Source organism: Ferdinandcohnia sp. FSL W7-1320, assembly GCF_038050315.1.
Taxonomy (GTDB): Bacteria; Bacillota; Bacilli; order Bacillales; family Bacillaceae_L; genus Ferdinandcohnia; species Ferdinandcohnia aciditolerans.
This window is the reverse complement of sequence record NZ_JBBPAM010000001.1, coordinates 2486442-2512830: the sequence shown is the minus strand read 5'-3', so window position 1 is coordinate 2512830 and position 26389 is coordinate 2486442. Positions and strand designations below refer to the sequence as shown.

The 26389-nt window shown below is 36.8% G+C and carries 29 protein-coding genes; all 29 read right to left on the bottom strand.

What is annotated here, in order from left to right:
- Positions 1 to 8 precede the first annotated feature (8 nt).
- The 29 genes from NST91_RS12675 to prpB all read right to left on the bottom strand — a co-directional run bounded on the left by NST91_RS12675 (position 9) and on the right by prpB (position 26386).
- On the bottom strand, positions 9 to 752 hold the full coding sequence (locus NST91_RS12675) for an amidohydrolase family protein (protein WP_341331432.1): 744 nt from the start codon (positions 750 to 752) through the stop codon (positions 9 to 11).
- 17 nt (positions 753 to 769) lie between these two features.
- Positions 770 to 1522 carry an amidohydrolase family protein gene (locus tag NST91_RS12670; protein ID WP_341331431.1) on the bottom strand — a complete coding sequence of 251 codons (753 nt, stop codon included), beginning with the start codon at positions 1520 to 1522 and terminating at the stop codon, positions 770 to 772.
- Positions 1523 to 1545: 23 nt separating this feature from the next.
- A complete protein-coding gene (budC, locus tag NST91_RS12665; protein WP_341331430.1) occupies positions 1546 to 2304 on the bottom strand; it encodes a meso-2,3-butanediol dehydrogenase in 759 nt (252 codons plus the stop codon).
- 52 nt (positions 2305 to 2356) lie between these two features.
- Complete coding sequence (locus tag NST91_RS12660) at positions 2357 to 2497, bottom strand: hypothetical protein (RefSeq protein WP_341331429.1); 141 nt, start codon at positions 2495 to 2497, stop codon at positions 2357 to 2359.
- 18 nt (positions 2498 to 2515) lie between these two features.
- Complete coding sequence (locus NST91_RS12655; RefSeq protein ID WP_341331428.1) at positions 2516 to 3853, bottom strand: cytosine permease; 1338 nt, start codon at positions 3851 to 3853, stop codon at positions 2516 to 2518.
- Between the two features lie 239 nt (positions 3854 to 4092).
- Positions 4093 to 4740, bottom strand: coding sequence for a GntR family transcriptional regulator (locus tag NST91_RS12650; protein WP_341331427.1), 648 nt, complete (start codon positions 4738 to 4740; stop codon positions 4093 to 4095).
- Positions 4741 to 5134: 394 nt separating this feature from the next.
- Positions 5135 to 5572 (bottom strand): hypothetical protein, encoded by a 438-nt coding sequence (locus NST91_RS12645; protein ID WP_341331426.1) that lies wholly within the window; start codon positions 5570 to 5572, stop codon positions 5135 to 5137.
- Positions 5573 to 5786: 214 nt separating this feature from the next.
- On the bottom strand, positions 5787 to 6158 hold the full coding sequence (locus NST91_RS12640) for a nucleotide excision repair endonuclease (RefSeq protein WP_341331425.1): 372 nt from the start codon (positions 6156 to 6158) through the stop codon (positions 5787 to 5789).
- Positions 6159 to 6228: 70 nt separating this feature from the next.
- Complete coding sequence (locus NST91_RS12635) at positions 6229 to 6840, bottom strand: branched-chain amino acid aminotransferase (protein ID WP_341331424.1); 612 nt, start codon at positions 6838 to 6840, stop codon at positions 6229 to 6231.
- 70 nt (positions 6841 to 6910) lie between these two features.
- Positions 6911 to 8209, bottom strand: a complete 1299-nt coding sequence (locus NST91_RS12630; protein ID WP_341331423.1) for a DEAD/DEAH box helicase — start codon at positions 8207 to 8209, stop codon at positions 6911 to 6913.
- A 249-nt stretch (positions 8210 to 8458) separates the two neighbouring features.
- A complete protein-coding gene (locus NST91_RS12625; protein ID WP_341331422.1) occupies positions 8459 to 9358 on the bottom strand; it encodes an acetamidase/formamidase family protein in 900 nt (299 codons plus the stop codon).
- A 142-nt stretch (positions 9359 to 9500) separates the two neighbouring features.
- On the bottom strand, positions 9501 to 10433 hold the full coding sequence (locus NST91_RS12620; protein ID WP_341331421.1) for a metallophosphoesterase family protein: 933 nt from the start codon (positions 10431 to 10433) through the stop codon (positions 9501 to 9503).
- Between the two features lie 42 nt (positions 10434 to 10475).
- Positions 10476 to 12077, bottom strand: coding sequence for an APC family permease (locus NST91_RS12615; protein ID WP_341331420.1), 1602 nt, complete (start codon positions 12075 to 12077; stop codon positions 10476 to 10478).
- Between the two features lie 146 nt (positions 12078 to 12223).
- Positions 12224 to 13240 (bottom strand): phosphotransferase enzyme family protein, encoded by a 1017-nt coding sequence (locus NST91_RS12610; protein WP_341331419.1) that lies wholly within the window; start codon positions 13238 to 13240, stop codon positions 12224 to 12226.
- A gap of 59 nt (positions 13241 to 13299) precedes the next feature.
- The gene (locus NST91_RS12605) at positions 13300 to 14076 is read right to left on the bottom strand and encodes a DeoR/GlpR family DNA-binding transcription regulator (RefSeq protein ID WP_341331418.1); all 777 of its coding nucleotides are present in this window, start codon (positions 14074 to 14076) and stop codon (positions 13300 to 13302) included.
- Positions 14077 to 14136: 60 nt separating this feature from the next.
- Positions 14137 to 14880 carry a 3-oxoacyl-ACP reductase FabG gene (fabG, locus tag NST91_RS12600; RefSeq protein ID WP_445724513.1) on the bottom strand — a complete coding sequence of 248 codons (744 nt, stop codon included), beginning with the start codon at positions 14878 to 14880 and terminating at the stop codon, positions 14137 to 14139.
- A gap of 296 nt (positions 14881 to 15176) precedes the next feature.
- Positions 15177 to 16118, bottom strand: a complete 942-nt coding sequence (gene mdh, locus NST91_RS12595) for a malate dehydrogenase (protein WP_341331416.1) — start codon at positions 16116 to 16118, stop codon at positions 15177 to 15179.
- 122 nt (positions 16119 to 16240) lie between these two features.
- Positions 16241 to 16561 (bottom strand): BMC domain-containing protein, encoded by a 321-nt coding sequence (locus NST91_RS12590; RefSeq protein WP_341331415.1) that lies wholly within the window; start codon positions 16559 to 16561, stop codon positions 16241 to 16243.
- Between the two features lie 65 nt (positions 16562 to 16626).
- On the bottom strand, positions 16627 to 18150 hold the full coding sequence (locus NST91_RS12585) for an aldehyde dehydrogenase family protein (RefSeq protein ID WP_341331414.1): 1524 nt from the start codon (positions 18148 to 18150) through the stop codon (positions 16627 to 16629).
- 131 nt (positions 18151 to 18281) lie between these two features.
- Positions 18282 to 18554 (bottom strand): BMC domain-containing protein, encoded by a 273-nt coding sequence (locus NST91_RS12580; protein WP_341331413.1) that lies wholly within the window; start codon positions 18552 to 18554, stop codon positions 18282 to 18284.
- Between the two features lie 5 nt (positions 18555 to 18559).
- Complete coding sequence (locus NST91_RS12575) at positions 18560 to 18832, bottom strand: EutN/CcmL family microcompartment protein (RefSeq protein WP_121445950.1); 273 nt, start codon at positions 18830 to 18832, stop codon at positions 18560 to 18562.
- A 49-nt stretch (positions 18833 to 18881) separates the two neighbouring features.
- Positions 18882 to 19514: a hypothetical protein gene (locus tag NST91_RS12570; RefSeq protein ID WP_341331412.1), complete on the bottom strand. Its 633-nt coding sequence runs from the start codon at positions 19512 to 19514 to the stop codon at positions 18882 to 18884.
- Positions 19511 to 20179, bottom strand: coding sequence for a phosphate propanoyltransferase (gene pduL / locus NST91_RS12565; protein WP_341331411.1), 669 nt, complete (start codon positions 20177 to 20179; stop codon positions 19511 to 19513). Before pduL ends, NST91_RS12570 begins: the two co-directional genes overlap by 4 nt.
- A gap of 21 nt (positions 20180 to 20200) precedes the next feature.
- The gene (locus tag NST91_RS12560; RefSeq protein ID WP_121445947.1) at positions 20201 to 20494 is read right to left on the bottom strand and encodes a BMC domain-containing protein; all 294 of its coding nucleotides are present in this window, start codon (positions 20492 to 20494) and stop codon (positions 20201 to 20203) included.
- Positions 20495 to 20535: 41 nt separating this feature from the next.
- A complete protein-coding gene (locus NST91_RS12555) occupies positions 20536 to 20841 on the bottom strand; it encodes a hypothetical protein (protein ID WP_341331410.1) in 306 nt (101 codons plus the stop codon).
- A 126-nt stretch (positions 20842 to 20967) separates the two neighbouring features.
- Positions 20968 to 22233, bottom strand: coding sequence for a class-III pyridoxal-phosphate-dependent aminotransferase (locus tag NST91_RS12550; RefSeq protein WP_341331409.1), 1266 nt, complete (start codon positions 22231 to 22233; stop codon positions 20968 to 20970).
- A gap of 742 nt (positions 22234 to 22975) precedes the next feature.
- Positions 22976 to 23581 carry a YdcF family protein gene (locus tag NST91_RS12545; protein ID WP_341331408.1) on the bottom strand — a complete coding sequence of 202 codons (606 nt, stop codon included), beginning with the start codon at positions 23579 to 23581 and terminating at the stop codon, positions 22976 to 22978.
- A 465-nt stretch (positions 23582 to 24046) separates the two neighbouring features.
- Complete coding sequence (locus tag NST91_RS12540) at positions 24047 to 25441, bottom strand: TRAP transporter large permease subunit (RefSeq protein WP_341331407.1); 1395 nt, start codon at positions 25439 to 25441, stop codon at positions 24047 to 24049.
- Between the two features lie 45 nt (positions 25442 to 25486).
- The gene (prpB, locus tag NST91_RS12535; RefSeq protein ID WP_445724489.1) at positions 25487 to 26386 is read right to left on the bottom strand and encodes a methylisocitrate lyase; all 900 of its coding nucleotides are present in this window, start codon (positions 26384 to 26386) and stop codon (positions 25487 to 25489) included.
- Positions 26387 to 26389: the final 3 nt, after the last annotated feature.

The window sequence follows — 26389 nt, the reverse complement described above, 5'->3', positions numbered from 1 at the left end:
TCCTCCTCTTACATATTCAACAGCTGTTTTATTCCTTCCCCTAGTACTACGCTTTGTAGCGGATGATTTTTGGTTGCAGAAATTGCCCGATCTAGTTCAAAGCCTTGATGCATTTTGGGTGAGTTACTACCAAAGAAAACCCGATGTGCGCCAAATTCCTCAATAGCTTCTTCAATAAAATCTTGTCTATATACACCTGACGTTTCTATAAACAAATTCTTATGGAAACGAAGTGCTATTGCTGCATCAGCTTGAGCAAGACCACTAATATTTATCTGACCACCGTGAGTCATGATAATGTTTACCTCTGGTACTTGTTCTGCAAGGTGAGCTACCTGAAGCGCATGTGATACCCATGGATAACCAGTTGCTATCATTACTGGTACTTTCAGTGCTGCTGCTTGCCGTAGAATGGGAATTACAAAATCCTCATTTACTTTGTAACTTTCTTCCCATGGATGAAGAAAAACTCCTTTAAGTCCAAGTTCCTCAATTGAACGATTAACTTCAGAAACTGCTTTATCAGTTTGCCTGGGGTCAACACGACAGAACCCTATTAGACTTTGTGGGTATTTTTTTACAAGCCCTGAAACATAATCATTTTGAGGTTCTAGATTATATGTATATGGTTGTACAGGGCAGATGACTGATTTGTCTATTCCGTATTCTTCCATATTTCTAAGCACTTCTTCTGGAGGATTTTCATAACCATGAATCGATTTTCCTACTTGTACAAATGCATCAACAATCATTGTTGCCCTCCTTCTTCCTATCTTTTTTTAATTCTTTCTAAAATAGATTCATAGTTTTCACCTAGAACCATTCGACTTTCTCGATCCGAGAGATTCGCATGATGGATTTTTTTCACTTCTAAGGATGGGTTACATCCCGGCCCATCACTTGCAAATAGAACTCTTTCTGCACCAATTCGACTGACAGCATCTTTGATTTTATCTGGATAAGGCATAGCTGATGTTTCTAATATTAAATTCTCGTATTTTTCTGCCATCTTGATTGCATCTTCAACGTGAAAATAACCACCCATATGTCCAAGGATAATTTTTGACTTTGGGCATTGTTCGGCTGCCCTTGCTATTTGCAGAGGTAAACTCATTGATTCATCTCCACAGTGAAATAACGTAGGAACGTTTAATTCACCTGCCTTTCGAATCAAAGCGAGGGATGCTTGGTGATATGGATGGGTAGTTAAGCTCTCGGGATGCATCTTTAAACCTTTAAAGTTCAAGTCTAAAACTGCTTCTTCTAATAGTTTAATAGCCTTCTCCTTGGTTTGGGGATGTAAACGTGCATAACCTATTAAACGATCAGGAAACTTCTTTACAGCATTCGCAATATAGGTGATGCCATCCTCTCTCAAAACGGGTGTATCACAATAAGTCATGATTACAGCTTTTTTTATTTTTGCTTCATCTAGTAAATTTATAATTGTTTCTGGAGGATCATACCAACCAAATGCTTCAAATTCATCTACATGTGTATGGGAATCAATTATGTCTATCATATATATTATTTTCCTCCTTCTGATTACTGTGCTACATAGCCCCCATCAATAACAAAAGTTGTACCTGTTACAAAAGACGCTTCGTCAGATGCAAGGAACAGGACTCCATTCGCAATTTCCTCGGCTTTTCCTAATCTTCCGAGTGGCACTAAATTTGAAATATCCTTATACACTTTTTGTTTTTCATCGTCAGGCAAACCTTCAACCTGTCTTTCAATATGAGGTGTATCAATCGGTCCAGGACAAACAGCATTAACCCTAATATTGTGTTTTGCATAATCGAGTGCTAAGTTTCTGGTTAAGTTAATTACTCCTCCTTTGGCAGCATTGTATACAGCAAAATTTGGATACCCGACCAAACCTAGTTGTGACGCGGTATTAACAATTGCTCCGCCACCTCTGTCAATCATGTGTGGAAGGACGTATTTTGCACATAGATAAACACTTTTTAAATTAACTGAGATAACATGGTCCCATTCATCTGGTTCAATATCAAGAACTGTAGCTGGATATTCGATTCCTGCGTTACTAAATAAGATGTCAATTTTTTCAAACCTATCAATTGTCAAATTCACCAAGTTTTGAACTGCAGCTGGGTTTGAGACATCCGTTTGTATAGCTATCACATCTGGCCCAAGCTGTTTTCGGAGTACTGTAATTGCTTCTTCGTTAATATCCGCTAAAACAACCTTTGCACCTTCCTTTATAAATCTTTCTGCACTTGCCTTTCCAATCCCAGAACCGGCTCCTGTTATAATTGCAACTTTATCTTTTAGCCTCATTATTATCCTCCTAAAAAAATAATTGCAGGAGAGGCAATGCCTCCCCTCTTATTTAGTAAACTTCAACGTCATTATCGGTTGCGGGTGTAATTGATTCCGTTGGCGTTTCATTTTCCACTTTAAAAACTAGTTTATAAAACCCTAATGCGATTGCCATTTGTAAAATAAACAATATCCAAAAAGTAGCCCCCACTATTTTTCCTCCTTACCACTAGTAAGATTTTTGATCCGCCTCTAAATCAGCATTTATATTAGGTGAAACGTTTTTTCCCATTGCTAAACGCATCCATCCGTAATATAATACTGCAGAGATAAATAACGAATTTAGTACAGCACTGCCAATATCGTTTGAATTTGTAAAGTACCCTACAACAAATCCTACAATCCATGTAACAAATGCAGCTGGGTTTACCTTCATATCTGGCTGACCTTTTTCATATAGCTCTCTTCGTTTTTTAAATGCCCAATAGTCTATCGCTACTGTAGCAATTATCGGTGCGCAGACAAAGCTTAGAAACGGTAAGTACCAATTAATAAAAGATTCAATACCTGCAATGGAACCAATAAAAGCAATTAAGAATAAAATGATTACCATTAATCTTCTAGTTGTTTCTTGATTTTTAATTAATGGCATCGGTGGAGCAGACATAGCTAATGAAGATCCATATAAAGCGGCTTGAGTGGTTGACCAAGCTCCAAAGAAAACCCCAATAAATGCAAATGATGCGACACCGAGTGCTGCAAGAATATTAAAAATATTCCAGTCACCTGTTGCTGCAGCTCCAACAGCCCCACCTAAAAATTGAAAGAATACAAGGAATCCGAAAGTGATTAATAGCCCAATTACGGTCTGTTTTGTGTTTTTTATATACCTTGTAAAGTCTGAAATAACAGCGGCCCCTTGTATCCATCCACCTACTCCCATTGTAATACCTGCTAGTACAGAAAGTTCAGGGGTAAAGGTTTTACTCCAAATTCCAGGTTCTTTAACAATTGAATAATAGAAAACATAAATGAGAATACCAACAATTGTCGGTGTTGCGACCCAGTTAATATACCCGATCCATTTGACTGATTTATAAGCAGGTAACATAAATAGAAGAGCAAATAAAATAGTTATAGCCCACCAACTAAGTGACTTAGCCTCTAAACCGAACATTCCTGCAAAGGCATCTCTTGTAATGTTTAAAATAAGAGCAAACCAACCAATACCGGTAATAGCCATAACGATACTTGGAAGAAGAACACCTTTTGTACCATACGAAAATCGGTATATAAGTGCACTACTATACCCTGTACGTGTTCCTATTACGCCAATTGCTGTTGCCAAAAATACAGTTGTTATAGCGGAAAATAATAAAATCGGTACAGCTTGGTTTAATGAGAATGCGGTTCCAACTGTGCCCCCAACCAGTAAACTTGAAATTACTAAAATGAAACCACCTAAGTTTACCAGGTTAAACCAAAAACCTAATCTTCTTGTTTTCGGAACCTTTGATCTGGCTGAATCACCTACATTATTTTGCTGATTTACTGAGTCTTTTCCCACTTGAATCCCCCTTTATAAAATTTTTTATTTATTTACACATTTGCGACTCGACAATCGGCTATAAATAGCAACAAATGTACAAGGAACAAATGGTTTTCCTACAATTAAATTTTTATCATTCAATAATAATTTGAGTTTGGCAATGGAGTGGAGTACGAGTAAAGAATCCTTTATGTTTGCCTTATATGATGGTCCTGTGATAGTCCTGGGGATATTCTTAAGCTTTGAAACGGATTAATCTATAAAAAGTTTGTAATCCTAATTTGTGAGTCTTGTAGGTGGTTGAGCATGATAGTACTTGCTAATTTCATATCTCTTTCTTTCATTGCTTTAACAAGTAATAAATGTTCCTCTATCATTCTAGTAACGCTGATTTCTTTAACATCATGAAAAAGTGCTGGTTGAAGTTGATCGATTGTAGATTTTATTAGTGAAGTAATTTTTTCATTTCCAGTAATTGTCCCAATATATGTATGAAAGTTTTCATTTATCTGCATAAAAGACTTTTTCGAGTTTTCTAATTCATCATTAAGTTGTTTCGATGCTAGGTCAGTTAATATTGTTAGTTGTTTCTGAGTAGCCCTAGTGGTAGCCAATTCTACAGCCTTTGTTTCCAAAATAATACGCATTTCAAATAAATCCTTTATCTCTTTAATTGAAAGATTTTTTACGAAATACCCCTTATAAGGAATTACTTCCACTAATCCTTCATGTTTCAATCCATTTAACGCTTCTCTTACAGGAGTCTTGCTAACGTTTAGTTGTTCTGCCAAGATTCCCTCATTCAATAATTCATTTGGTGGGATTTCACCATAAATAATTTTTTCTTTTATGTACTGATAAACATGTTCTGTTCTAGAAAGTAACGTCTTTTTTTTCATTGTCATCTCCAATTCTTCCTTGTTAATAGATAAGATACTTAAAAAATATAGGTGTTATTCTTAAGATATATTAGTAGGATATTACTAGGATATCACAATTATTACAGGAAGATTCTAAATTGTCAATAAATATTTAATTGTTTGTCAATTATAATTGCTAAACAAAAAATACCAGGCCCGCCATACGGTAAATCATTACCGCACTGGGGGTCTGGCACCAATTTTGAACGATTAGATCGATTCGGAAACAAATAGAATAGTCAACCGATATCCTTTGTATAAGAATAGGTTGACGTTATATTACTTTAAAGAAAGTGTTTATCTATTCAACCATCAAACTCCCAATTTCAGGAATACAATAGAACAGTCCCATTGTTTCCCCAATTGAGATTCTCATTAATTATTTTGTATCTTCTAGCTTTAAATATGTTTTATTCTCTTTGAATTCAAACTCTTTTTCATTAATCTTAAAGATATCTTCTGCTCTAAACTCTTTAGTCTTTTCATTAACTAAATCTTTGGTTTTCTTAGTAATGTTTTCAAAGATTTCTGCCATTTTCTTAATATCTTCAGCACATTCTTCAGCTTGCTCTTTAAAGAAATCAGATTTAAATTCATTTTCTCTTCTTTCTTCATCAGAGGTTGCTTGTTGAGCCTGTTGATGGAATTGTGCAGCTTTTTCATAATTTTCTCTAGCCTTTTGTTTCTGTCTTTCATTGTATTGTTTAGTTACGATTGTAATTATAATCGCAATTATTTCTTCACCATATTTAACTATAAACTTTAATATTACTGGCCATGCCTTTTGTACAAACCATATAAGTATTTTCCGGAACATTTATGATTTACCTCCTGTCTTTCTATAATTATATTTTAATAGAAAATACAGAAAAATAGTAGAATTATATTAAATTTTGTTAAGTTCCGTCACAGTGACACCCCGAAGATTGTCGAATTTTACATATTAATATAACTAATAAAAAAGGCCAGACCACCAACACGGAAAATCATCACCGCACTGGGGGTCTGGCACCATTATTAAAACAACTTTTTTAATAAAACACTTTATCAACGTTATACTTGGATCTGAGTTTATTAATGATATATGTTTCGTAAATTTCTCGTTCCATTGGGTCTTCGACGATACAAATATCGATTTTATACACTTCGTCTCTGTGCGTTTTAATAGGAGAAACCGTGTCTTCGAAATGTTTTTTAATTCGTTGACGTAGTTTGCGCGCTTTCCCGACAAACAGAAGCTCATCTTCTTTATTAAAAAATAAGAAAATGCCACCTTTGTCTCTTGGTATGAGATGGAAATCAATAAATCCGTGAATATCCTTGATTATTGGTTCATTTTCTTTCGGAATTTGTTTTCGTTCTGTAATCGTAATATCAGGAGTTGGTATGTTAATTTTTATCATGTTCAATCACGTCCCTTTTTTGTATAGAGATAAATGGTATCATATGTAGGAATGAAATGCGATTTAACAGTTAATTCACGTCTTTGCTTTCTGCTTCCGTTCTTTCTACTAGTGTAAATAAAAATCGATAAATTAGCCGATATGCTTCCTCTAATGACATCTCCTCTTTGAACCCATTCACATAATTCAAAGCGAAATTCAAGTCCCATAAGCCATCACCTTGGTTAAACATCAACTCAAATTTTGCTTCCTCTCCATGTAATTCTTTTCTTAAGTTTTCTTTAAGAGTTGTCTCAAACTTTTTCTGCAGCTTCAATCCTACCATGACGTCATATGTTCCAAATACATCATTTACCTCAAATGCAATTGCATCAACACCGATTAGTTCCAACCAGTCTGATTCAAAGTATAGAAATTCATTCTTGTGTTTTTGAAGGTAGTCAATCGGTTGTTCTAAAAATGAGAATGATTCTTTAGAGAGTGTTTCTTCGGTTTCTTTATCACATCTTTCAATGTAGGCTTCACTGAAACGTGTAGTAGGATCCTTTTCGATTAATTTAACGTCATTTGAAATCAATTCATATTTTTCTATGTACTCTTTTTCTTCTTGATATACTACAACTTGTTTCTCTTCACTTAGCAACTCTGATGAAATGTATTTTTCCATTTGTTTTTGTAACATGGGTATATCCTCCTGAATTTGGTGCCTTACCGGCCTTAGGGGTAAGGCATCCATTTTGTACATTCACTTTTTAGCGAGTACGCCTTCTACCTCTCGTTGAATTGCTTTTGGATTGCCTATCATTAGACTTTCTATTTGAAGAAAACGGTGCAGCCTTCTTTCCTTCTCTTCTACTACCTTCAGAGCGTTTATTTTCGTTTTTTTGCTCACTTGCTCTCTCATAATCTTCACGATCAGGGATACTTACGCCCTTAATCACTTGTATCTCGAATTTTTGATGAATCCCTTTTTCAATCATTCGTAGGAACTCCATATCCTTAGGAGCCACTAAAGTAAAGGCAACCCCGTCGCCACCTGCACGGCAAGTTCGACCAATCCGGTGAACATAGCTTTCCACATCTTGTGGGATGTCATAGTTATAGACATGTGTTACCCCTTCTACATCAAGTCCCCTTGCAGCAACGTCTGTGGCAACTAAAAATTGTGTTTTCGCTTCACGAAATCGTTTCATTGCTTTTTCACGTTTGGACTGTGTTAAATCACCATGCAGCTCGTCTGATTCATACCCGTTAGCAATCAATGCTTCGTGTAGCTTTTTTGCGCGAACTTTTGTTCGACAGAATATGATCGCTAAAAAAGGACGATGTTCTTCGATTAAATGCAGTAAAGTTGCTTGTTTTCTCCGGTCAGTGGTTTCAATCACAACTTGTTTGATCTCTTCAACCGTTACTTTTTTTGCCTTCACTTCGATGAACTCTGGCTCGTTCATATATTTTTTGGCAAGAGATTTAATTTCGTTTGGCATTGTTGCAGAAAACAGCATCGTTTGTCTAGATGGAAATGTTTCTTTAATGATGTCATCTACCTCTGGAAGAAAACCCATATGTAACATTTGGTCGGCTTCATCTAACACAAGCATCCTAATCGTTGAAAGATCAATCGTTCCACGGCGAATATGATCTAATAACCGACCAGGCGTTGCCACGACAATATGCTGAGCCCCCTTCAACTTTTTTAATTGATGCTCAACATCCTGACCCCCGTATACAGCTAATACATTGACACCCTCTACGTTCTCCATCATTTTCTTAATTTCTTTTGATATTTGCTGAGCTAATTCTCTGGTTGGGGTTAAAATAAGTGCCTGCACATCCGACTCGTTCACATCAATCTTCTCAAGAATCGGCAGAACAAAAGCCAACGTCTTACCTGTTCCCGTTTGTGCTTTTGCAATCACATCCTTCCCCTCAAGCACGGATGGAATCGTCCGTTCTTGGATGGGGGTTGGTTCTACAATACCTAATGACTTTAATGTATGGTTAATCTCTTTTCGAATACCCAGTTGTAAAAAATCTAGCAAGTTAATCACGTCTCTCTTCTTTTCATAATGCCTTTTAATTGTTCAACGGCTTATTTACTATAGCATATTGGTTAGTATTTACAGAGTGATTTGGAATATTTATTATTGTCACAGTGACGCCCCGAATTTTGTAGAACAAAAAGCACCTGACCCCCGACACAGTAAAGCATTACCGTGCTAGGGGACAGACACCAGAATATATTTCCTTAGAATTATAAAAAGTAGCCCCATTAAATAGGACTACTTCACGAATTTCGATTATTTTAATTTATAATCATATTTCTCTACTATCCATTTGGGTATTTCCATACGTGCCGTCATTAATGGATCGACAACCTGACAAATTCGTAAATCACCGACAAGTGATAAAAGCATTCCGGCCTCGTCTATTTCGATCCCTAGTTCGTTCACTAAAAATCGATGCATATTTACAGTTGCTGTTTTCGCAGCTTCATCTAATGTTTCTTCAGATGCAATCGTAATAATACTTTCTTCACTATCAAGCATTGGTAAAGGTAGTTCTTCACCTTTTAAAACATCTACTTTTACCGTTACTTCGCCTGGAATTTCAAGCCCACATATAACGATTTCCCCATCAGCCATCACTGCATGTAAATCTCCCATTGATAGGAGTCCACCTGACACATTTATTGGTAAGTATAATGTCGAGCCCTTGACGATTTTTTTGCAATCCATGTTTCCACCATGTGATCCAGGTGTACCCGTCGGAATTTCCTCGTCTTTAGGTGCTGTTCCTATAACACCAATCATTGGTTTAATCGGGATTTGTATTTTCTCATTAAAGATTGCTTTATCATCTTTTATTGAGATAATCTTTGTCGTCTCGCCAGTCACTATATCCCCTAGAACTCCAAGATTGGGGGCTGTTGTCATAACACCTTTATTGTCAATTTTTATATCAATAATTTTTACCTTTAAGGTATCACCGGGCTCAGCCCCATTAATATACAAAGGGCCTGTTGCCGGATTTATTTTATCCCATCCTACTGAACTAAATGGTTGATCTTCATTTTGAATTTGATTACTAAAGCAATCTAACGTCTGAAAAACGACAGTACTACCGGACTCTACTATTTTAACAGGTTTGTTTGTGGGAGACATGGTCAAAACTGATAGTTCCCTGCTGATATATTCCATAGTTCACCTCTTCTTTACCTTTATACAAAAGCCTTTACTTCTGATGTATTTCAGGATAGCTATAAGAAAGGAAAGTCGATAACCCGATCTCAACTATTTACGTAATTAAGTATCGACTTCCTTCTTACCTCCTATGAAATGGTCACCCTGCTGTCAGTGTATAGTTCACCTTACCATCAGGACTGATATCAATTAGTGCCCCTCTTAACATTCCTTGGTCATAGTCAGTGCCAGCGTTGATACAGACTGTTCTTCCTATATTGGTGACACCACGACTTTCGTGAACATTTCCATGTAAGGAGAGTAATGGCTGGTAGTTTTCAATCGCTTTCCGTACAGCCTTGCTTCCAACAGGTCCAGTTGCAAGTGAATCACCATCTAGAATAGGTTTTAAATCTGAATCATACTGAGTTCCTTGATCCAAGTCAGTGTCATATGGTGGGATATGAATATTAAATATACATTTATTCATATCCTTGACCTGTGAGGCTAATTGATTAATCTTCGTATCTAGTTCCTCTTCACTAAACTCACGTGGATACTTGAAGACGCTCGGCTTACCACCACCGACTGATAGAATTTCATAGCCATTTATCTCAATTATTTTCCCATCTCCATTTTGGACATGCCTTCCTGAGTTAAGAATTTCATCAAGGTAAAAATCATCAACGCTCCCTGGAATCATGATACATGGCACATCAATGGCACTGAACCGTTCGTCAGCAAGTGCAATCCACTCTTTTAACACTTCCACTTGTTTTTCTTGAATAATTAGCTCAGCATCTTTTTCATTTAGTTGATTTAATTTTTCTTCTGTAATAATTAGTGGGTAAAAACCAGCATCGCGCAGGTTTCTTTCTAAATCTGGTAGTTCACTAGACTTTTTCACCTTTACTGTTGAACCATAGTATTTACAAGTATAGACTCCCCGTTTTTCAACAACGGGAACAACCATCTTTCCTGTAAAGTCACCGCCATATATCATTAATTCTGCATGATAAAATTTAGCTGCATTCGTAAATTTCCTAAATGCTGTCTCTGCACCATGCAAGTCGCCTGCGTAGAATAATTTCAAGCCCTCACCCCATATCACTTTATTAGCATTTTTAAATAAGAATCAATCAGAAGGTATCTCTTGGAATTGTATATCGATATCAATACCTTTTTTGGCATGTGAACGCTTCATAATGAAATAGATGATAATTGGAATTAACATTAATAACAATGAAACAATAATCATCGTAAATGGTAGGTCGCCCCTAAAGAATGGGATTAATAGGTAGTAACAAATTGAAACACTAATCGCAGTTGTTAACCAACCAAGAATCGTAATGAGATGAACACCAAAGATTTTTGTTTTTACAACAGGTGGTGAGGAGTTAAATAAAATTTTCTTTCTCGTTGTAAAGACAATCCCAGCGATTCCTAAGAAAATCCATGCTAAGAACCATGTGAAAATGGTATAGGCAATATTTGCAGTCCAAGATGGAACAAAAATATCAAGCATTAAAAACACCCAAGCACCAGCAATTACTGTTCGTAACGCGTAAGTAGGAGAATTCGTTTTTGGATTAAGCTCCATGAATTTTTTTGGAATTAAACGATCAAATGACCATGCAACGAAGTTTCGAGAAGGACCAAAGCCTAAACCTGCTGCTGAGCCAAATGTTGCAACTGCAAAGGCAACTGCAATTAAGAAAATGAAAATCGGACTCTTTGTCATGATTCCAATCATGATTGTAATAAACGGATCGTATCCTTCAAACGGATAGGCCTCATGACCGGCATTGTAAAGGTAATATAAGCTGTTCGACCAAATGTCTCCAAAGTTCACATAGCTCATTCCGTAGAAAACAGCCCAGATGACCATTAAAATAGCTAATGAACCAAATAATGCCAATAATTGAGATTTTTGGACATTACGAACTTCCCCTGCAAGATTTGCACCAAAGGTTGAACCAAGGGTATTAAGAATGACATACGTAGAACCCGCCATTAAGGTTGCTCCAAATAAGAACTCTGTTGTATAACCATCCTGTTTGGCAATCGTTATAACGTCTGAGTAATTTAACCCAGTAAGTTGAGTAAAATTAGCAGCAAATGTTCCTTGCCCAGTTATCAAGTTAGCAATTATAAATACAACTGCTCCAACAAGGGTTGCACTTAATGTAATATAAGCTAAGCGGACCATCCACTTTGTTCCCTTATAGTAGATATAATAGATGAATAATAAAAAGGCTGTACCAATAATTGCATGCATGTACTTACTGTCAAAAAACTCTGCCAAACCTAACCATGTAGCGTTATTCCCATTAATGAGAGACATCGAGTAGAAAAATTCGACAATGGACCATTTTATGATCCAGTTTAGTAGAATTCCTGTCCATGAGATTGAGGTAAAAGTTATCATAAAGCTAGCCATAAGACCTAATGAAGGATGTAATATTCGGCTAATGTAAATGTATTCTCCTCCAGACCTTGGCATAGAAACTGAAAACAACCAATACAAACCTGCAATGATAAACATTTGTGAAACTGCCAAAATAGCCCAAACCATATGTGCTCCTGGATATAAAAATGGGGCCCACATAATATAAACTAGGGCAAACATCAAACCAGGATTTGCTGCTGAATAAATCATTGTATCAATAGGACTTATCTGACGGGCAGTTCCTCCAGTTGACTTCTGTTCGAACAATGCGAGACCAGCTTTTGACATTTCCTCACCCTACTTTCTTCAGATCTTAACTCACTTACCGACCTTAACTGCTTCTTTATCTTTATCCTCGCCTCCCTGCAATTTTTTTGATTGTCCTCTAGATCTATAATATTTGTTTAAAACCTATTGTAAGGGCTTACATTTATTTAAATTGTCGTTTTTTCCAGGTAATTTTTAGCTAAAGGATCCGTTTCAATCGTAAATCGGTCCCCGAGTTCTCTCGTCAAATCATTATCGCGACTTCCTACCCATGCAATTAATTGCAATCTTCGCATCATAATAAAGGTTGGTATTTCTTGTTCCTCTTCTATTGACAGAGAACGTACCTTACGATATCCCTTTATCCAAGAAGCTACTAAAGAAGGTAAATAGGACTTATGTTCGATAAAGCTTAAGGAGGTAGCCAAATCATATAGATACCATCCAAAACCACAATCATCAAAATCAATTACCTTAATCTCTTCACCTTCAACAAGTAGATTGGCTAGTCGCAAATCTGAATGAATTAAACCATATCTACTGTGGTCCTTCCCAAATCGGTCTAATCTCTCTTTAATCTTGAGTGAAACTTTCTCATATAATTCAAGCCTCTCCGGAGTAATTCCTAGCCCATTCTGCCATCTTCCCCATTTAGGCTCTGGTCCTAAAATCGTGTCGTAATCCCACGTTAATCTAGTTATATCTCTTAAGTTTTGATGATGGTTTTGACTATGTTCATGCAATTGTGCCGTAATTTTACCAAGGATTTCAAATTGGCTAATCAGTTTCCTTTCGTTATCTTCCTCTGGAGCACTGCCTTCTAGGAAAGTGAAAAGGGTACAGTTGAAAACCTCATTTTCGTGTTTGACGGTTTGAACATACTCCTGATTATCCCCGGGAATGGGAAGTGATACTGTAATTTTAGTGTGTTGTCCAATAGACTCTAATAATTTGAGTTCACTTTCAACCTCAGACTTTGTATGATATCCAGGTCGTCCCACCCGTAAAATATACTTTTGTTTTGTTTCTGCTGGCTTATGAACTAAGTAAGTCGCATTTTCCGAGTAATTTAATAAATCAACTTTACTTCCAGCAAGAAACGAGAAATGCTGAATTGCATTGTTTGCAATTTGATTAAATTTTTCTATGGGATCCTTTAAGGACTCATCTGAAGAATGGCTCATTTATGATTCTCCTTTCATTCTAGACTGTCATTCGCTTTAACTAGATTACTAGAAGCTTGTTAGATGTCTTCTGCAATTAGCAATTCCACTTCCTTTTTAGCAAGAATTTTCTTCCACTCTTGTGGACATTCCTTATCTGTAATGATCATTGATATCTCTGATAAGGTACACATTTGAGCAAAAGTCGTTTGCCCGAATTTGGTATGATCACCCAGAATGATTACCTCGTCCGAACGCTCTATCATTTTTCGAGAAACACTCGAGCCACTGATATCATAGTCAGTAATTCCGTTTGTTAGGGAGATTCCCCCTGCAGAAATGAATGCCTTGTTTGCCTTCAGCATTTCTAGCATCCGTTCGGATAACGGTCCACTCGTATATTTTTGGCTTCGTCTAAATTCCCCACCAGTAAAAATCACACGTCCTTTAAAATACTCAATGGCAAGTAGCATGACTGGAATAGAATGTGTAATTAACGTGACATTCGTTTTATTGGCTAAATGTGGCACAATTTCTAAAGGAGTCGTACCATTCCCAATCATAATAACGTCACCATCTTCAACTAGATTAGCTGCCGCCTTACAAATGGATTGTTTTTCTTTTTTATGAATGGTCGTTTTCTCATCGAAAGGCAACTCCCTAATTTGCGTCTTCGTTTTGATTGCTCCACCATACATTTTCTTCAGAATTCCTTCCTTTTCTAGCCGATCTAAATCACGGCGAATTGTTTCATCAGAAACCTGAAGCTGACTGGCTAACTCTCGAACGTATACCTTTTCTTCCTTATTTAATTCTGCTAAAATTGTGGATTTTCGTTCTTCGAAAGATACTGACATTTATAAATCACCTACTATAACATGACATAAGGTATAGAGTATAATGTTTAATGGAGTCTTTTAGTTTTCTGGTAATATTTGACCACCGTCTACGATAATTGTTTGACCTGTGATAAAACCTGCTTCCTTGGTTGCTAAAAATAATGCTGCATAGCCAATATCTTCAACTTTACCAAGCTTTTTCATTGGAATGGATGCCGCCATTTCTTTTAAATACTCATCCCCCATGCCTTCTAGTCCTTCAGTTAAAATATTTCCTGGCAAGACTGCATTAACGGTAATGTTCTCACTTGCTAATTCCAGTGCTGCTGTTCTCATAAATCCTAGTTGAGCAGCCTTACTTGCCGCATAATGAGACCATCCTGGATATCCTGTAACAGGACCTGTAATAGATGAAGTAATAACAATCCGACCATATTCGGCTTGCTTCAGGTATGGAATGCATGCCTGTACGGCGTGAAAAGTCCCTTTAACGTTCGTATTCATGACAAGATCCCAATCTTCATTAGTCATATCCTCAAGATTTGCAGAAGGAAAAATCCCGGCATTCGAACATAATACGTCAATACTTCCAAACTTTTCATAGACGTTTTTCATTACATCGCCCATTGATTCACGATCTGTTACATCACCACCAACTGCAAATGCATTCCCATTATCACCAGCTAATTCAGTGGCACAAGCTTCTGCTGCTTCAAGATTACGGGCTACAACTACAACATTTGCTCCCTGCTTTGCAAAAGTAGCTGCGATTCCCTTTCCAATCCCCTTACTACCACCAGTAACAATTACCGTTTTTCCCATTATTGATTGATACACTTTACCATCTACCCCCTCTTAAACTAGTAAAGAACTAATAACCACACCATCATGAAGGAAAAATGTCTGTACTCTATGGTTGTTGTGTAATGTTGTGGATTTTAAACTTAGTTATTTGTATGCCCCTAAAATACCTAATATTCTCAAAATTGTTACAAGTCATATTGAAAGGCTGCGTTTACATTTTGATTAGAATTGTTATGTTTTGAGGGTCACTTTTATAAAGTAGGAATTGTAGGAGTGCCAATAGGATAAGGATAATATCTCCTTTCCCTATAAACTTATGAAATTATGTTTATAGTCCTTTTTACATCACTTGCAGATTTATCCAGAAGTTTCGTTTCCTCATCTGTTAGAGGAAGCTCTATGATTCTTTCAATTCCCCTTCCACCTAATACTGTTGGAACGCCAAGATATATATCATGGTAGCCATATTCTCCTTCTAGGTAAGCTATAGCTGGTAATACACGTTTTTTGTCTTTGACAATGGCTTCTGCCATTTCAACTAAAGAAGTAGCTGGGGCATAATAAGCACTTCCACTTCCGAGAAGGCTTACAATTTCTCCTCCTCCGTTTCTAGTTCTTTGGATAATCGCTTCAATTTGTTCTTCCGCCATAATTTGATTCAATGGAATTCCGCTTACATTGGAATAACGAATCAGCGGTACCATACTGTCTCCATGACCTCCAAGTACAAATCCTGTTACATCTTCCACTGATATTTGTAAAGCCTCTGCTACGAATGTATTGAATCGAGCGGTATCAAGAACACCCGATTGGCCAATCACACGATTCTTAGGGAAGCCCGTAGTCTTAAAACATGTATATGTCATAGCATCTACCGGATTACTCAGGACAAGGACATAACTGTCTGGTGCGAATTCTTTAATCTTCATTGAAACGGTGACCATAATGTCTTTGTTTGTTAACACAAGATCTTCACGAGACATGCCAGGCCTTCGTGCAATACCTGCAGTAATAATAACCATGTCAGCATCCTTAATTTGAGAGTAATCGGACGTCCCTTTAATCGAAACGTTAAATTTCTGAACAGGTCCAGATTCAAGCATATCTAGTGCTTTTCCTTGTGTTGGTTTCTCCATCTCTGGTACATCCACTAATACAATATCACCTAGTTCTTTCTGGGCTAACATAAGTGCACATGTTGCTCCTGTGAATCCAGCTCCAATGACAGCAAACTTTCTCCGTTTAAAGGTTTTCATCTTTATTTACCTCAATTCTTTAAAAACTACTCTATCGTTTCATTTTCATCATAATCCTTTTTATATCATTTATTACCCTTATTCATTTCATCTTTCTGTCCATTAGAACCTTCAACTATCATCTATATTTCCTTTTTCTCCATATCTATGTCATCATTATTACTGACTGGTTTACTCTTTTTAATAAGCTCCATTGTTTCAACATCTGGGTGGGGAATGACTAAATAGGACACTACTGCACCAAATCGATTTGCCGTTTCTCTTCCGACCTCTATTGCAGCTTGAACAGCACTAACATCGCCTTCTACTAAAATAGTAACAAGAGCTGCATCCACCTTCTCCTGACGGACTAGCGTTACATCGGCCGCCTTCACCATTGCATCCGCTGCTTCAATCGAGGCAATCAGTCCCCTCGTTTCGATCATCCCTAGTGCTTTCCTCATTTTTATACCCACCCTTATGATTCTATTTTTTACCATTCATTACGTAATCTATTTTTCCTATCGTTTTAGCTTTGAATTTGTGAAACAACTTTCTGAACAAGTAACTGTAACTCTTTCCTATCAATAGTGTTATTATCAAACGTAAGATTTCCTAAAACACTTTCAACAACCTCTTGCACCTTATTATCAAATGTGGCAATTGATCGAGATGACTCATTGGATTCTTGTGGAATTGTAACTTCTTTAGTGGAAAAAGCTAATCTCTTCACATTCATAAGATGCCTTACGGAAATATTATCTCCCGTAATATTACCCCCATATGATCCACAGCCTAAGGTAAAGGAAGGCTTTAGACCAGTAGTTGCCCCAACTGCTCCCATTGTAGATAAAGTATTCACAATGATACGAGACACAGGCATTTCATTTGCAAATTCTTCGGCAATTTGATTTTCGTTCGTATGGATTGAAAGACTATGCCCTCTTCCACCAAGGTCCAACAAACCTTTGCAAATTTCCTTTGCGTTCTCCTTATTAGCTGCTGTAAAAAGGGCAAGAACAGGTGACAGTTTTTCGATTGAAAATGGCGCTGACTTTTCAAGACGACTCTCTTCCGCGATGATTACACGGGTATCTACAGGTACTTTAATTCCGGCCATCTGTGAAATTTCTACCGCAGACTTTCCTACAATTTCTGGATTAAGCTGTCCAATAACGGGTGAAATAATCTTTTCCATCTTTTCTTTTTCTTCGCTTTCAACAAAATGGACTTTATTCTTTTTCAGTTCTCTAATTGCCAATTCCTTCACATGTTGATCAACTACAAGTGCTTGCTCCGTTGCACAAATTGTCCCATTATCAAATGTTTTACTATCGACAATATTTTTTATAGCTTTTGCCACATTCGCCGTTTTCTCTATATATACAGGTACGTTACCTGGTCCAACACCGTACGCTGGCTTTCCCGAACTATACGCCGCCCGAACAAGACCGATACCACCTGTTGCTAAAATGACATTGGTTAACTTGTGTTTCATTAGTTGTGTAGTTGCTTCTAATGTTGGGTTTGTAATCCAACCAATTAACCCCTCCGGTGCCCCAACCTCAATAGCTGCCTCATTACACACCTTTAATGCTTCAATCGTGCAATTGGTTGCCCGTGGATGGGGACTTACAACAATCCCATTTCCACTTTTTAAGGATATCAACGTTTTAAAAATGGCAGTCGAAGTAGGGTTTGTCGTTGGAATGATTGCTGCTACAACTCCAAAAGGATAAGCAATTTCCGTTATTTTTGCATGATGGTCACGATGAATAACCCCAATCGTTTTTTCATCTTTTATAGATTCGTAGACATTACGAGAACTGACTTCATTTTTCATTTTTTTATGCAAGACAACACCCATTTTAGTCTCTTCCACGGCCATCTCTGCAAGTCTTTCTGATGAACGAAAAGCAGCATCAGCTACGTTTTTTACAATCCGATCTATTTGCTGTTGTGAGAAAGTCTCGTACACCTTTTGAGCGCGATGCGCCTTATTCAATGCATTTCTCATTTCCTGGATTGACAGAACGTCCTTGTCCAATCGCATTTTCTATCCTCCCCTCTACTAATGCTTGGTTTTGAATCCTTCACCTCTTGAAGAATGAGCATCAGTATTTTTGTATCGAAATATCCATCTACCACCTTTGGGTGAGAGGTCAGAGATCTAGCTATTTATTATCATTCGATAATCAACTGATTAATGGTTAGATTATCCGCACAATGGATGACGGAATACGCAACGAGAGCACCTGTCCGTTCAGCTACCTGTTTTCCAGCCTCAATTGCTAGTTTTACCGCGCTGACATCTCCAGTAATATACGTTGTAACTAGCGCTGGGTCCGTTTTATTTAGTTGAAATACTGCTACGTCTGCGGTTTTAAGCATCATATCCGTTGCTTCTATTGTCGTTGCAATTCCTAACGTCTCTATCATCCCAACAGCTATTCCCACTGATTTCACCCTTTCTGATCTTCTGGGTCAATAATTCCAATAATGATTGCATCAATTGGTACAGGCCGTTCGAGAAAGGTCGATGCTGATGTTCCTCTTGTTATGATTACTTTATCTCCTGCTCCAGCACCAATCCGATCAACTGCTACGAGAATTGAGTCAAATATGGTATCTTTTGAGTCTAAAGCATCTATTTTCACCTTTAGTAATTTTACTCCTGTTAATCCTTCCTCTTTTCTAGTGGCCCATATGCTACCTATCACCGTTCCAATGACCATTCTTTAAGCCTCCTAGGCTGTTAACTATTTTTCAATTAGCCACATATACCTAATAAGAAATAGTAATACCACGTTCTTTTGCTTTATCTATTGCAAGTGGGGTGATAATCATCCCGGGTTCAACAATAAGCTGACTACTATTGAAATTCTCCATATCTACTTCCGTAATTAATGTTTTAGTTGGTTCCACTTTCTTTTTACTACTAGACTGCATAACTGGTTGGAGCTCCTCCAGAACTTTAAACGACACTCCAAATTTTTCAATCATTTCCTTATAAGCATTGATTTTTTCTATATATACAGCATATTTGTGTAACGTTGTATTAGCCTGTAATAACTTCTCCAAGGAAGGTTCAAGTACAAATATAATCGGTATTTCATGATACATTAATTGTGAAAAAAGCTTACTTTCTGGAGTATCGGTTAACCCAAGCGCAGCCCTAACTAGGGTATCTTGGTTAACATGGATAAAAGCAGCTTGTTGTATATTCGTATAAGATTGCTGTTCTGAAGGGTTTGCTTTTATGACATTCCAATAACGTTGTAAATAATGTAGATCATCTTCTAGAGTTTTTGTCTCATTATACATAACAAGAAGACTTGGCTTAGATTTAAAATGCCCAGGCTCAACTTGGCTAATAATTTCTTCTACGATTCTTTCAATCATCTTTGAATCTATCATCGTACGTCACCTGAATGAACTAGTTCCCCAAATTCACCAGTACGAATATTTGCAGCATTCGCCTCGTCCGTATCAATATGCATCTCGAGAACGTAATTTGGTGATATACGCACCTTTACCTTTTCAAAAGAAATAGGTCTATATTCATTTCTTATTTTTATACGTACAAAATCCCCATCCTGAACTCGGAACCTGTTTGCATCATTTGGAGACATATGAATATGAGCTTTGGCGATAATAAGACCCTTTTCCATAAAGATACTTCCTTTTGGGCCAATGATCGTAAAAGGAGACGAGTGTTCAATATTACCGGACTCTCTAATAGGTGGTTTCAATCCTAACTTTATAGAATCCGTTATACTTACTTCGACCTGTGTATGTTTTCTAAATGGACCTAGTATCCTCAGGTTTTGAATGCTTCCCTTCGGCCCTGCAATTGTCACAGTTTCATTTGCTGCAAATTGACCAGGCTGTGAAAGGTTCCCTTTTTTTGTAAGGGAACCTGTTTTTCCGAAAAGCGTTGCAAAATCTTCTTTTGTTAAATGACAGTGTCGGCCTGAAACACCGATTGGGACAAGTGTATCGTCTTTTTGATACTTATTTTTTGAATGAGTTAGTTCTTTTACGATACTATCTACTAAATGATCAATCTCGCATTTTTTCATTTAGTACCACCTCGAAAAAAATTATTTGCTCTCTCCTGTTACCGGTAAGATCCCAATTAATTCATTATGAGGGCGAGGAATGACATGTACAGAGAGAAGCTCTCCGACTCGTTGTGCTGCTGCACTACCCGCTTCAGTAGCAGCTTTTACAGCACCTACATCACCTGTAACAAGAACAGTAACTATCCCGCCTCCAACATGAACCTTACCGACAATATTTACATTCGCCGCTTTTACCATTGCATCTGCTGCCTCAATTGATCCTACAAGTCCTTTTGTTTCAATCATTCCAAGAGCGCCGTTTAATCCTGACATATCTATATTCCTCCATTATTTATATTTTTTATTATTTACTATCAATAGTTGGTAAATTTCACCATAGACGTGTTGTTATTCGACCCTTTACTACTAATGGTGCCTCCAAAATTAGAAGTTAAATTGGAAATATGGGCCCATTCATCTATTTCCTTCTCTGATAGAGCCACATCATATTGTCTATCACCATTTTTTTCCTTAACCCCACTACCATTAGTAAAATGTAGCATGTTCCACTCTGTTATTTCGGTGTCAGTAAGCGGTATTGAATATTCCAATTGTTTTTCCATCATGCCCATTTTCTTTAGTACAAGTTTTGTTATCTCCTCAATTAATGCTTTATCCATCTCTTCACCTCTTATTACTTGGCGGGAAAACCAATGTATTGGTGTTCCTTTTACCATTTCGGCTTTTACTTAGATCTAAAAGGGCTTTATTTTACTCCACATATCATCCTCCTTAATAGAGAAAAATTAATTGACAAACGCTAGTTGTCTAGAAGCCTCTTTTATGCTCTTTTCACAGCGTTCTAACAATTCATCACAATATTTTTTATCTAATAACAAACCTGGCTTGAACTGCAGCACTTTTGTATCAAGCATCGAATAAATTGCCCAAACACCGTTGTTGTAGAGATGTCGCATAACATCCTTAGCTGCATCTTTTTCGCGAAACTCAAGACCCATAATAACCCCAAGCTGACGGATTCCAACGAAATAATCTGGATATCTATTTTTTATTTGTTCTAATCCTGTCCTCAAATAACGCGATACATATTCTACATTTTTTATAACCTCCGGACGTTGGGAGATCTCTAATACTTTATCCGCAACAATACATCCCAGCTCTGCCCCACCAAAAGTAGAAATATGTGCAAGACCATCTTCATTCATCCAACCACCCGCACGTTCGCTTACAATAGTTGCTGCAATAGGATAGATCCCTCCACTTAGTCCTTTTGCAGTGACAAGAATATCAGGTTCTACCCCATAATGTTCAATTGCCCATAACTTACCGCTTCTCATCAAACCAGTTTGGACCTCGTCAGCTACATAAAGTGAACCATATTTTTCACAAAGCTTCTTCACACTTTTTAAGTAGCCTTCCTCTGGCATCGGAAAACCATATGTCGCTGGTACCGTTTCAATTACGACACAAGCTACATCTTCTTCATAAAGTGCTTTTTCCATTTCTTCAAGATCATTGAATGGAACTTGTTTAAATAATCCTGGCTCTCCCTGACTTAAAAAAGGACCAGAATATCGAATGTGTCCTAGTGAGACCGCCAACCCACTATGCCCATGGTATCCATTTTGGATGGAGACCACTTTTTTCCGTTTTGTTGCATACCGAGCACATTTAATCGCGGCATCTATTGCTTCACTGCCTCCAGATGCAAAAATTGAATAGCGAACACTATTTGGAGTGGAACGAGAAAGCGATTCTGCTAATTTTGCACGTCCGATTGCTGGAAAATGGTGGTTTCCAATATCGAAGTCTTCCATTGATTCTGTTAAGGTCTGTATAATTTCTGGATTTCGATGTCCCAAATTAAATGTTCCTCCATTTAAATGAAGGTTCATTAGTTCTTTACCGTGCATATCAAACACATAATAGCCCTCACGTTTACCCATCACAAAGTCAATACCATCTTCCTGCCATTGGCGGGTTTTACCTGGATTCCATGACTGTATTGATCGATCTAAAACTTGTTTTTTTGTCATATTTACGTTTACCATTTGATTTAACACCTTCGTTCAATTTAATATTTTTTGTTATCTACCAACCATGTATTTTATGTCAAGCGAATCTAGTATTTTGCCTCACCATTCAGTTTATAGCGATTTGACGGTTTGGATGTTTAATTAATGCCTCTCTGATTGCGCTATCATGAACGTTTAGATAAAAACTGTTCATTCGATCTTCAAAATCTACTACAACACAGAATTTAATGTAGTCTAGTACTCTTACAAATTTAGTGCCACTTAAAGATCAGAATTCCTCTTTTTCCCAAAAAAGATTGATATTAATAACACCTACCCCCTAAGTAAGAAAATGAAGTGGCCAGTATCAATTTGAGGTTTTATTTGAACTTTTGTTGTTTTATTTTGATTTTATGATTTACTAACAGAAGATATTCGGAGATTGTCCAACATTTTAAGAATTTACACAGTTGAGCTGTAGGTGTAGAGGTGCGTTTGTTAGCTTCTTACGGTGACGATTTTGCACTTTACATGAAAAACGGCACAACGAGGGGTAAAATGAGCTACCCGTTGTGCCTTGAAATACTTTCTTCTGAATATGAAATAGATTGAATTGGCATGTATAGGAGTGTCCTTTCCTTTAAATTCATTATTGGTGGATGACTATATAATCCTTTATCGCTGTTTTTTAAAGTTTGTTGTATTTCTTCATATTAAAAGGGAACTTCCAATTATTAAAGTTCCCTTTGTTCTTAGTCCTCCTAATATGTGAGCGATTTTACAAATCTACTTTCATGTCACGCAATGCACCTTGTTTAACGTATTTTATTAGTTTAGCAGCCTCATCTCGAACACGTTTTCTTCCTAATTCGGATAAAAACCAGTTATCCTTTCTGGTGAAAGTATCATCAGCTGGACATAACGTATAGGTGATCCAACTAGGCATATATGTTTGTAATGTCAGATGTAATCGTTTCATATGGTAAGATGTCGTTACTACCAAAATTCGTTTGATCCTGTATAGATGAAATTCTCTGTTTAATACGAATAGAGAGGCTAATACATTTTCTAGTGTGTGCAATGACTGATCCTCAAGTAGTATATCTTTTTCGGAAACCCCTAACGCGATGGCTTCTCTTTTCATCGAATCTGCTTCTGAGAAATCACTTTCGTTCCACTTCACACCACCAGAAAACAATAGTTTATTGGCTCTACCTTGTTTATATAATTCTACTGCTTTTGGTACGCGATATTTAACGGCTTTACTGCTACCTGCGACCAATATACAATCCCCGTTCGCGAAATCATCTTCTATATCCGAAAATAAAAGCTTGGTCACTTGTGCGTCTGAGAGTTTTTCAACCTCTAACTCAGACAGATACATTTACATGTTTCCCCCCTTTACATAGTTACCCTATCTAAAATATACCACATTTTGGAAGCTTAACAGTATGTACAAATGAATCAATAAAAGTAAAACCATTAAATAGACCAGTAAACATCCTAAAAAATTAGCGAAAAAGGTTGATAATCTCTTGCATAGAAAGACAGTTTAAAAAAATGAGTATTACCGAATGTAAATTGTTATTTTTCGAAGGAAAAAGGATAATAACAATATAATTAACAAACTTGTTAGCACACAAAACAAGAACGAATTAGCAACAAACAAAAACGCTCAGATTATTTCTGAGCGTTTGTTGATAATGTTTATTTTGCAGACATTTACTGCAAGTGTAATATTTACGCGTTGAGTCTTTATAAAAATGAAAGTGGAATTGAAAAATCATGGAATTAAAACATAGTTTTTTACATTCCAATCGTGTTCGTGATTCTATGAATTGTTTGATTACTAATGAAACATTAAATTCATCGTGTTAATAAATAAAGCAGCTGTAATTACGATTATCACTACGAATTTCCAATTCCACTGCATTAATTGGAAAGGTCGAACTCCTATTAAATTACCCGCTACTAACGATAAGACTGATAACGGGGATAATTGGGAAGCTAGTGAATAACCGACTGTAATTGTAATAGCAAATAGTGTTCGGTCTAAGCCTAATAAATCCGGAGAAATGCTTGTTGCAATAATAACCATTAATATCAGTGGGTGAATCCCAAGTAATGATGGAACTAGTATCAATAAAATGATCAAAAATATCGTAATTAAGGGTGAAATACCAGTTGAAGATGAAAGAAACTCAGATAAGTAATCAGGCACCTTCGTTAGTTGCATCATTTTTGAAAGAATAATAGCAGAAATGATTAAAAACATGTGATTGTATATATTTGGCAAGGTATTATTTTTGTAGTTTACTATTTCTTTCTTGAGTTGTGTGAATTTCCTTACAAATAATAACCATAAAATTGGTACTGTAAACGCTATTAGCGTAACAATAATGATAAAGCTTGTATGGAGAATTCGTTCTAATAAAATAACACCAATAAATATACTTGTGAACCCAATAAGTAACTGTATCCCTAAGCGATGATTCATAGGTTTTTGTGTTTTTCTGGAATTTTCATCCCTTTCGATGGTTAAGGCTGTTTCGTCTTGAGCGGCGACTAATTCTTGTCTGCTACTTAACGAAAGTCTGATAATAATAATCATTAAAAAAAGAAAGGCAAGAATTATTCCATAAAATATAAACGGTAATAGAGATAAACCCAAGATACTTAATACAATCGCTACTCCATTAATATACGGAGAGAATAGTAGAGGAATAGCAGAACCCTGAATAATCATTTCACTTGCAAGCCTCTTATTTTCTTGCAACTTCAACTTAAATAAATCTTTTACGATATATAAAGCTCCTATTGTCATGAAATACCCTAAAATAGCTGATAATCCGGCGATCATTGTATAAGTGAATGTTTGATTTTTTAAATAACGATCGGCTAATCCTTCGAAATACTCAATATACCCTCCACCCCGTATTGGTATGGATAATAGCGGTGCGGAAACAAATAGACATATATAAGTTAAACTTTCTGTTATTGCATTACTCCAGAAACTATAGCCTCTTCCACTATTGAAAAATATTATATGACTTATAAGCAATAGCAACATTACCATTATTTTCGGCATCATAGACATACTTGGTAACGAGATGATTATGGCGATGAAAGCAGCGATAATGATGAGAAAATCTGGCACAGCTGCTACAAAGGAATTGACAATAAAAGAAATGGCCAAAAATAAGAATAGATATGCCCTGCATGTAGACAAACTTTGCTTACTCAATTTCTCCCTCTATTCTATCTACTAATGATGGTTACTATAAGGTACTTAATCTTTTAAAATTGTCTTCGATATTGTTCCATCTAATTCTTCATACTTAAAATATTGAATTGTTTGATATAATTCTTTCCGTGTTTGCATATGATTCAAAGCATTTTTTTGGCTACCTGTTTCCTTAATTAATTGATATACTTCTTCAATGGCTTTTGATGCAACGCGTAAGGAAGTGACAGGGTAAATAACCATTTTGTATCCCCATTCTTCAAATTGCTGTGCTGTTAGGTATGGCGTCTTACCAAACTCCGTCATGTTGGCAAGTAAAGGAACATCCGTTTCCTCTGCAAACCTTTTGAATTCTTCTTCTGTTTCTAAAGCTTCGGGGAAGATAACATCTGCACCTGCATTGATATAAGCCTTCGCTCTCTCTATAGCTGAGTCTATCCCTTCAATCGCTTTGGCATCTGTTCGTACAATAATAACCATTCGACTATCAGCATTCCTAGCAGCCATAATTTTCTGAACCATCTCTTCCTTTGTCACCAGTTTCTTCCCATTCAGATGTCCACATTTTTTTGGTAAGTCTTGATCTTCCATTTGAACAGCAGCTGCTCCTGCCTCGGCCATTTCCAAGATTGTCCTGGTAACGTTTAATACACTTCCGTAACCGGTATCAATATCAACAACAATCGGTAAACCAGTGGCTCTGCTAATTTCTCTTGTTCTTGTAGAAAGTTCAGATAAAGTGGTAATACCTAGATCAGGAAATCCCATGCTCGCCGCAAATGCAGCCCCCGATAGGTAGATAACTTTAAAGCCTGCTTGTTTAGCCAATAGTCCTGCCATGGCATCATGAGCTCCTGGAATTTGTATAATCCCATTCTTACTCTTAAGTAGGGAGCGTAATTCCGTTATGGGATCCGACTCACTTTTTCTTGTTAACCAACTCACTAT

What these genes read in the sequence shown, in the direction of transcription:
- NST91_RS12675 (WP_341331432.1), bottom strand. Translation starts at nt 752, where the DNA reads ATGATTGTTGATGCATTTGTACAAGTAGGAAAATCGATTCATGGTTAT.
- NST91_RS12670 (WP_341331431.1), bottom strand. Translation starts at nt 1,522, where the DNA reads ATGATAGACATAATTGATTCCCATACACATGTAGATGAATTTGAAGCA.
- budC (WP_341331430.1), bottom strand. Translation starts at nt 2,304, where the DNA reads ATGAGGCTAAAAGATAAAGTTGCAATTATAACAGGAGCCGGTTCTGGG.
- NST91_RS12650 (WP_341331427.1), bottom strand. Translation starts at nt 4,740, where the DNA reads ATGACAATGAAAAAAAAGACGTTACTTTCTAGAACAGAACATGTTTAT.
- NST91_RS12645 (WP_341331426.1), bottom strand. Translation starts at nt 5,572, where the DNA reads ATGTTCCGGAAAATACTTATATGGTTTGTACAAAAGGCATGGCCAGTA.
- NST91_RS12640 (WP_341331425.1), bottom strand. Translation starts at nt 6,158, where the DNA reads ATGATAAAAATTAACATACCAACTCCTGATATTACGATTACAGAACGA.
- NST91_RS12635 (WP_341331424.1), bottom strand. Translation starts at nt 6,840, where the DNA reads ATGTTACAAAAACAAATGGAAAAATACATTTCATCAGAGTTGCTAAGT.
- NST91_RS12625 (WP_341331422.1), bottom strand. Translation starts at nt 9,358, where the DNA reads ATGGAATATATCAGCAGGGAACTATCAGTTTTGACCATGTCTCCCACA.
- NST91_RS12615 (WP_341331420.1), bottom strand. Translation starts at nt 12,077, where the DNA reads ATGTCAAAAGCTGGTCTCGCATTGTTCGAACAGAAGTCAACTGGAGGA.
- NST91_RS12610 (WP_341331419.1), bottom strand. Translation starts at nt 13,240, where the DNA reads ATGAGCCATTCTTCAGATGAGTCCTTAAAGGATCCCATAGAAAAATTT.
- NST91_RS12605 (WP_341331418.1), bottom strand. Translation starts at nt 14,076, where the DNA reads ATGTCAGTATCTTTCGAAGAACGAAAATCCACAATTTTAGCAGAATTA.
- fabG (WP_445724513.1), bottom strand. Translation starts at nt 14,880, where the DNA reads ATGGGAAAAACGGTAATTGTTACTGGTGGTAGTAAGGGGATTGGAAAG.
- mdh (WP_341331416.1), bottom strand. Translation starts at nt 16,118, where the DNA reads ATGAAAACCTTTAAACGGAGAAAGTTTGCTGTCATTGGAGCTGGATTC.
- NST91_RS12590 (WP_341331415.1), bottom strand. Translation starts at nt 16,561, where the DNA reads ATGAGGAAAGCACTAGGGATGATCGAAACGAGGGGACTGATTGCCTCG.
- NST91_RS12585 (WP_341331414.1), bottom strand. Translation starts at nt 18,150, where the DNA reads ATGCGATTGGACAAGGACGTTCTGTCAATCCAGGAAATGAGAAATGCA.
- NST91_RS12575 (WP_121445950.1), bottom strand. Translation starts at nt 18,832, where the DNA reads ATGGTCATTGGAACGGTGATAGGTAGCATATGGGCCACTAGAAAAGAG.
- NST91_RS12570 (WP_341331412.1), bottom strand. Translation starts at nt 19,514, where the DNA reads ATGATAGATTCAAAGATGATTGAAAGAATCGTAGAAGAAATTATTAGC.
- pduL (WP_341331411.1), bottom strand. Translation starts at nt 20,179, where the DNA reads ATGAAAAAATGCGAGATTGATCATTTAGTAGATAGTATCGTAAAAGAA.
- NST91_RS12560 (WP_121445947.1), bottom strand. Translation starts at nt 20,494, where the DNA reads ATGTCAGGATTAAACGGCGCTCTTGGAATGATTGAAACAAAAGGACTT.
- NST91_RS12555 (WP_341331410.1), bottom strand. Translation starts at nt 20,841, where the DNA reads ATGGATAAAGCATTAATTGAGGAGATAACAAAACTTGTACTAAAGAAA.
- NST91_RS12550 (WP_341331409.1), bottom strand. Translation starts at nt 22,233, where the DNA reads ATGGTAAACGTAAATATGACAAAAAAACAAGTTTTAGATCGATCAATA.
- NST91_RS12545 (WP_341331408.1), bottom strand. Translation starts at nt 23,581, where the DNA reads ATGTATCTGTCTGAGTTAGAGGTTGAAAAACTCTCAGACGCACAAGTG.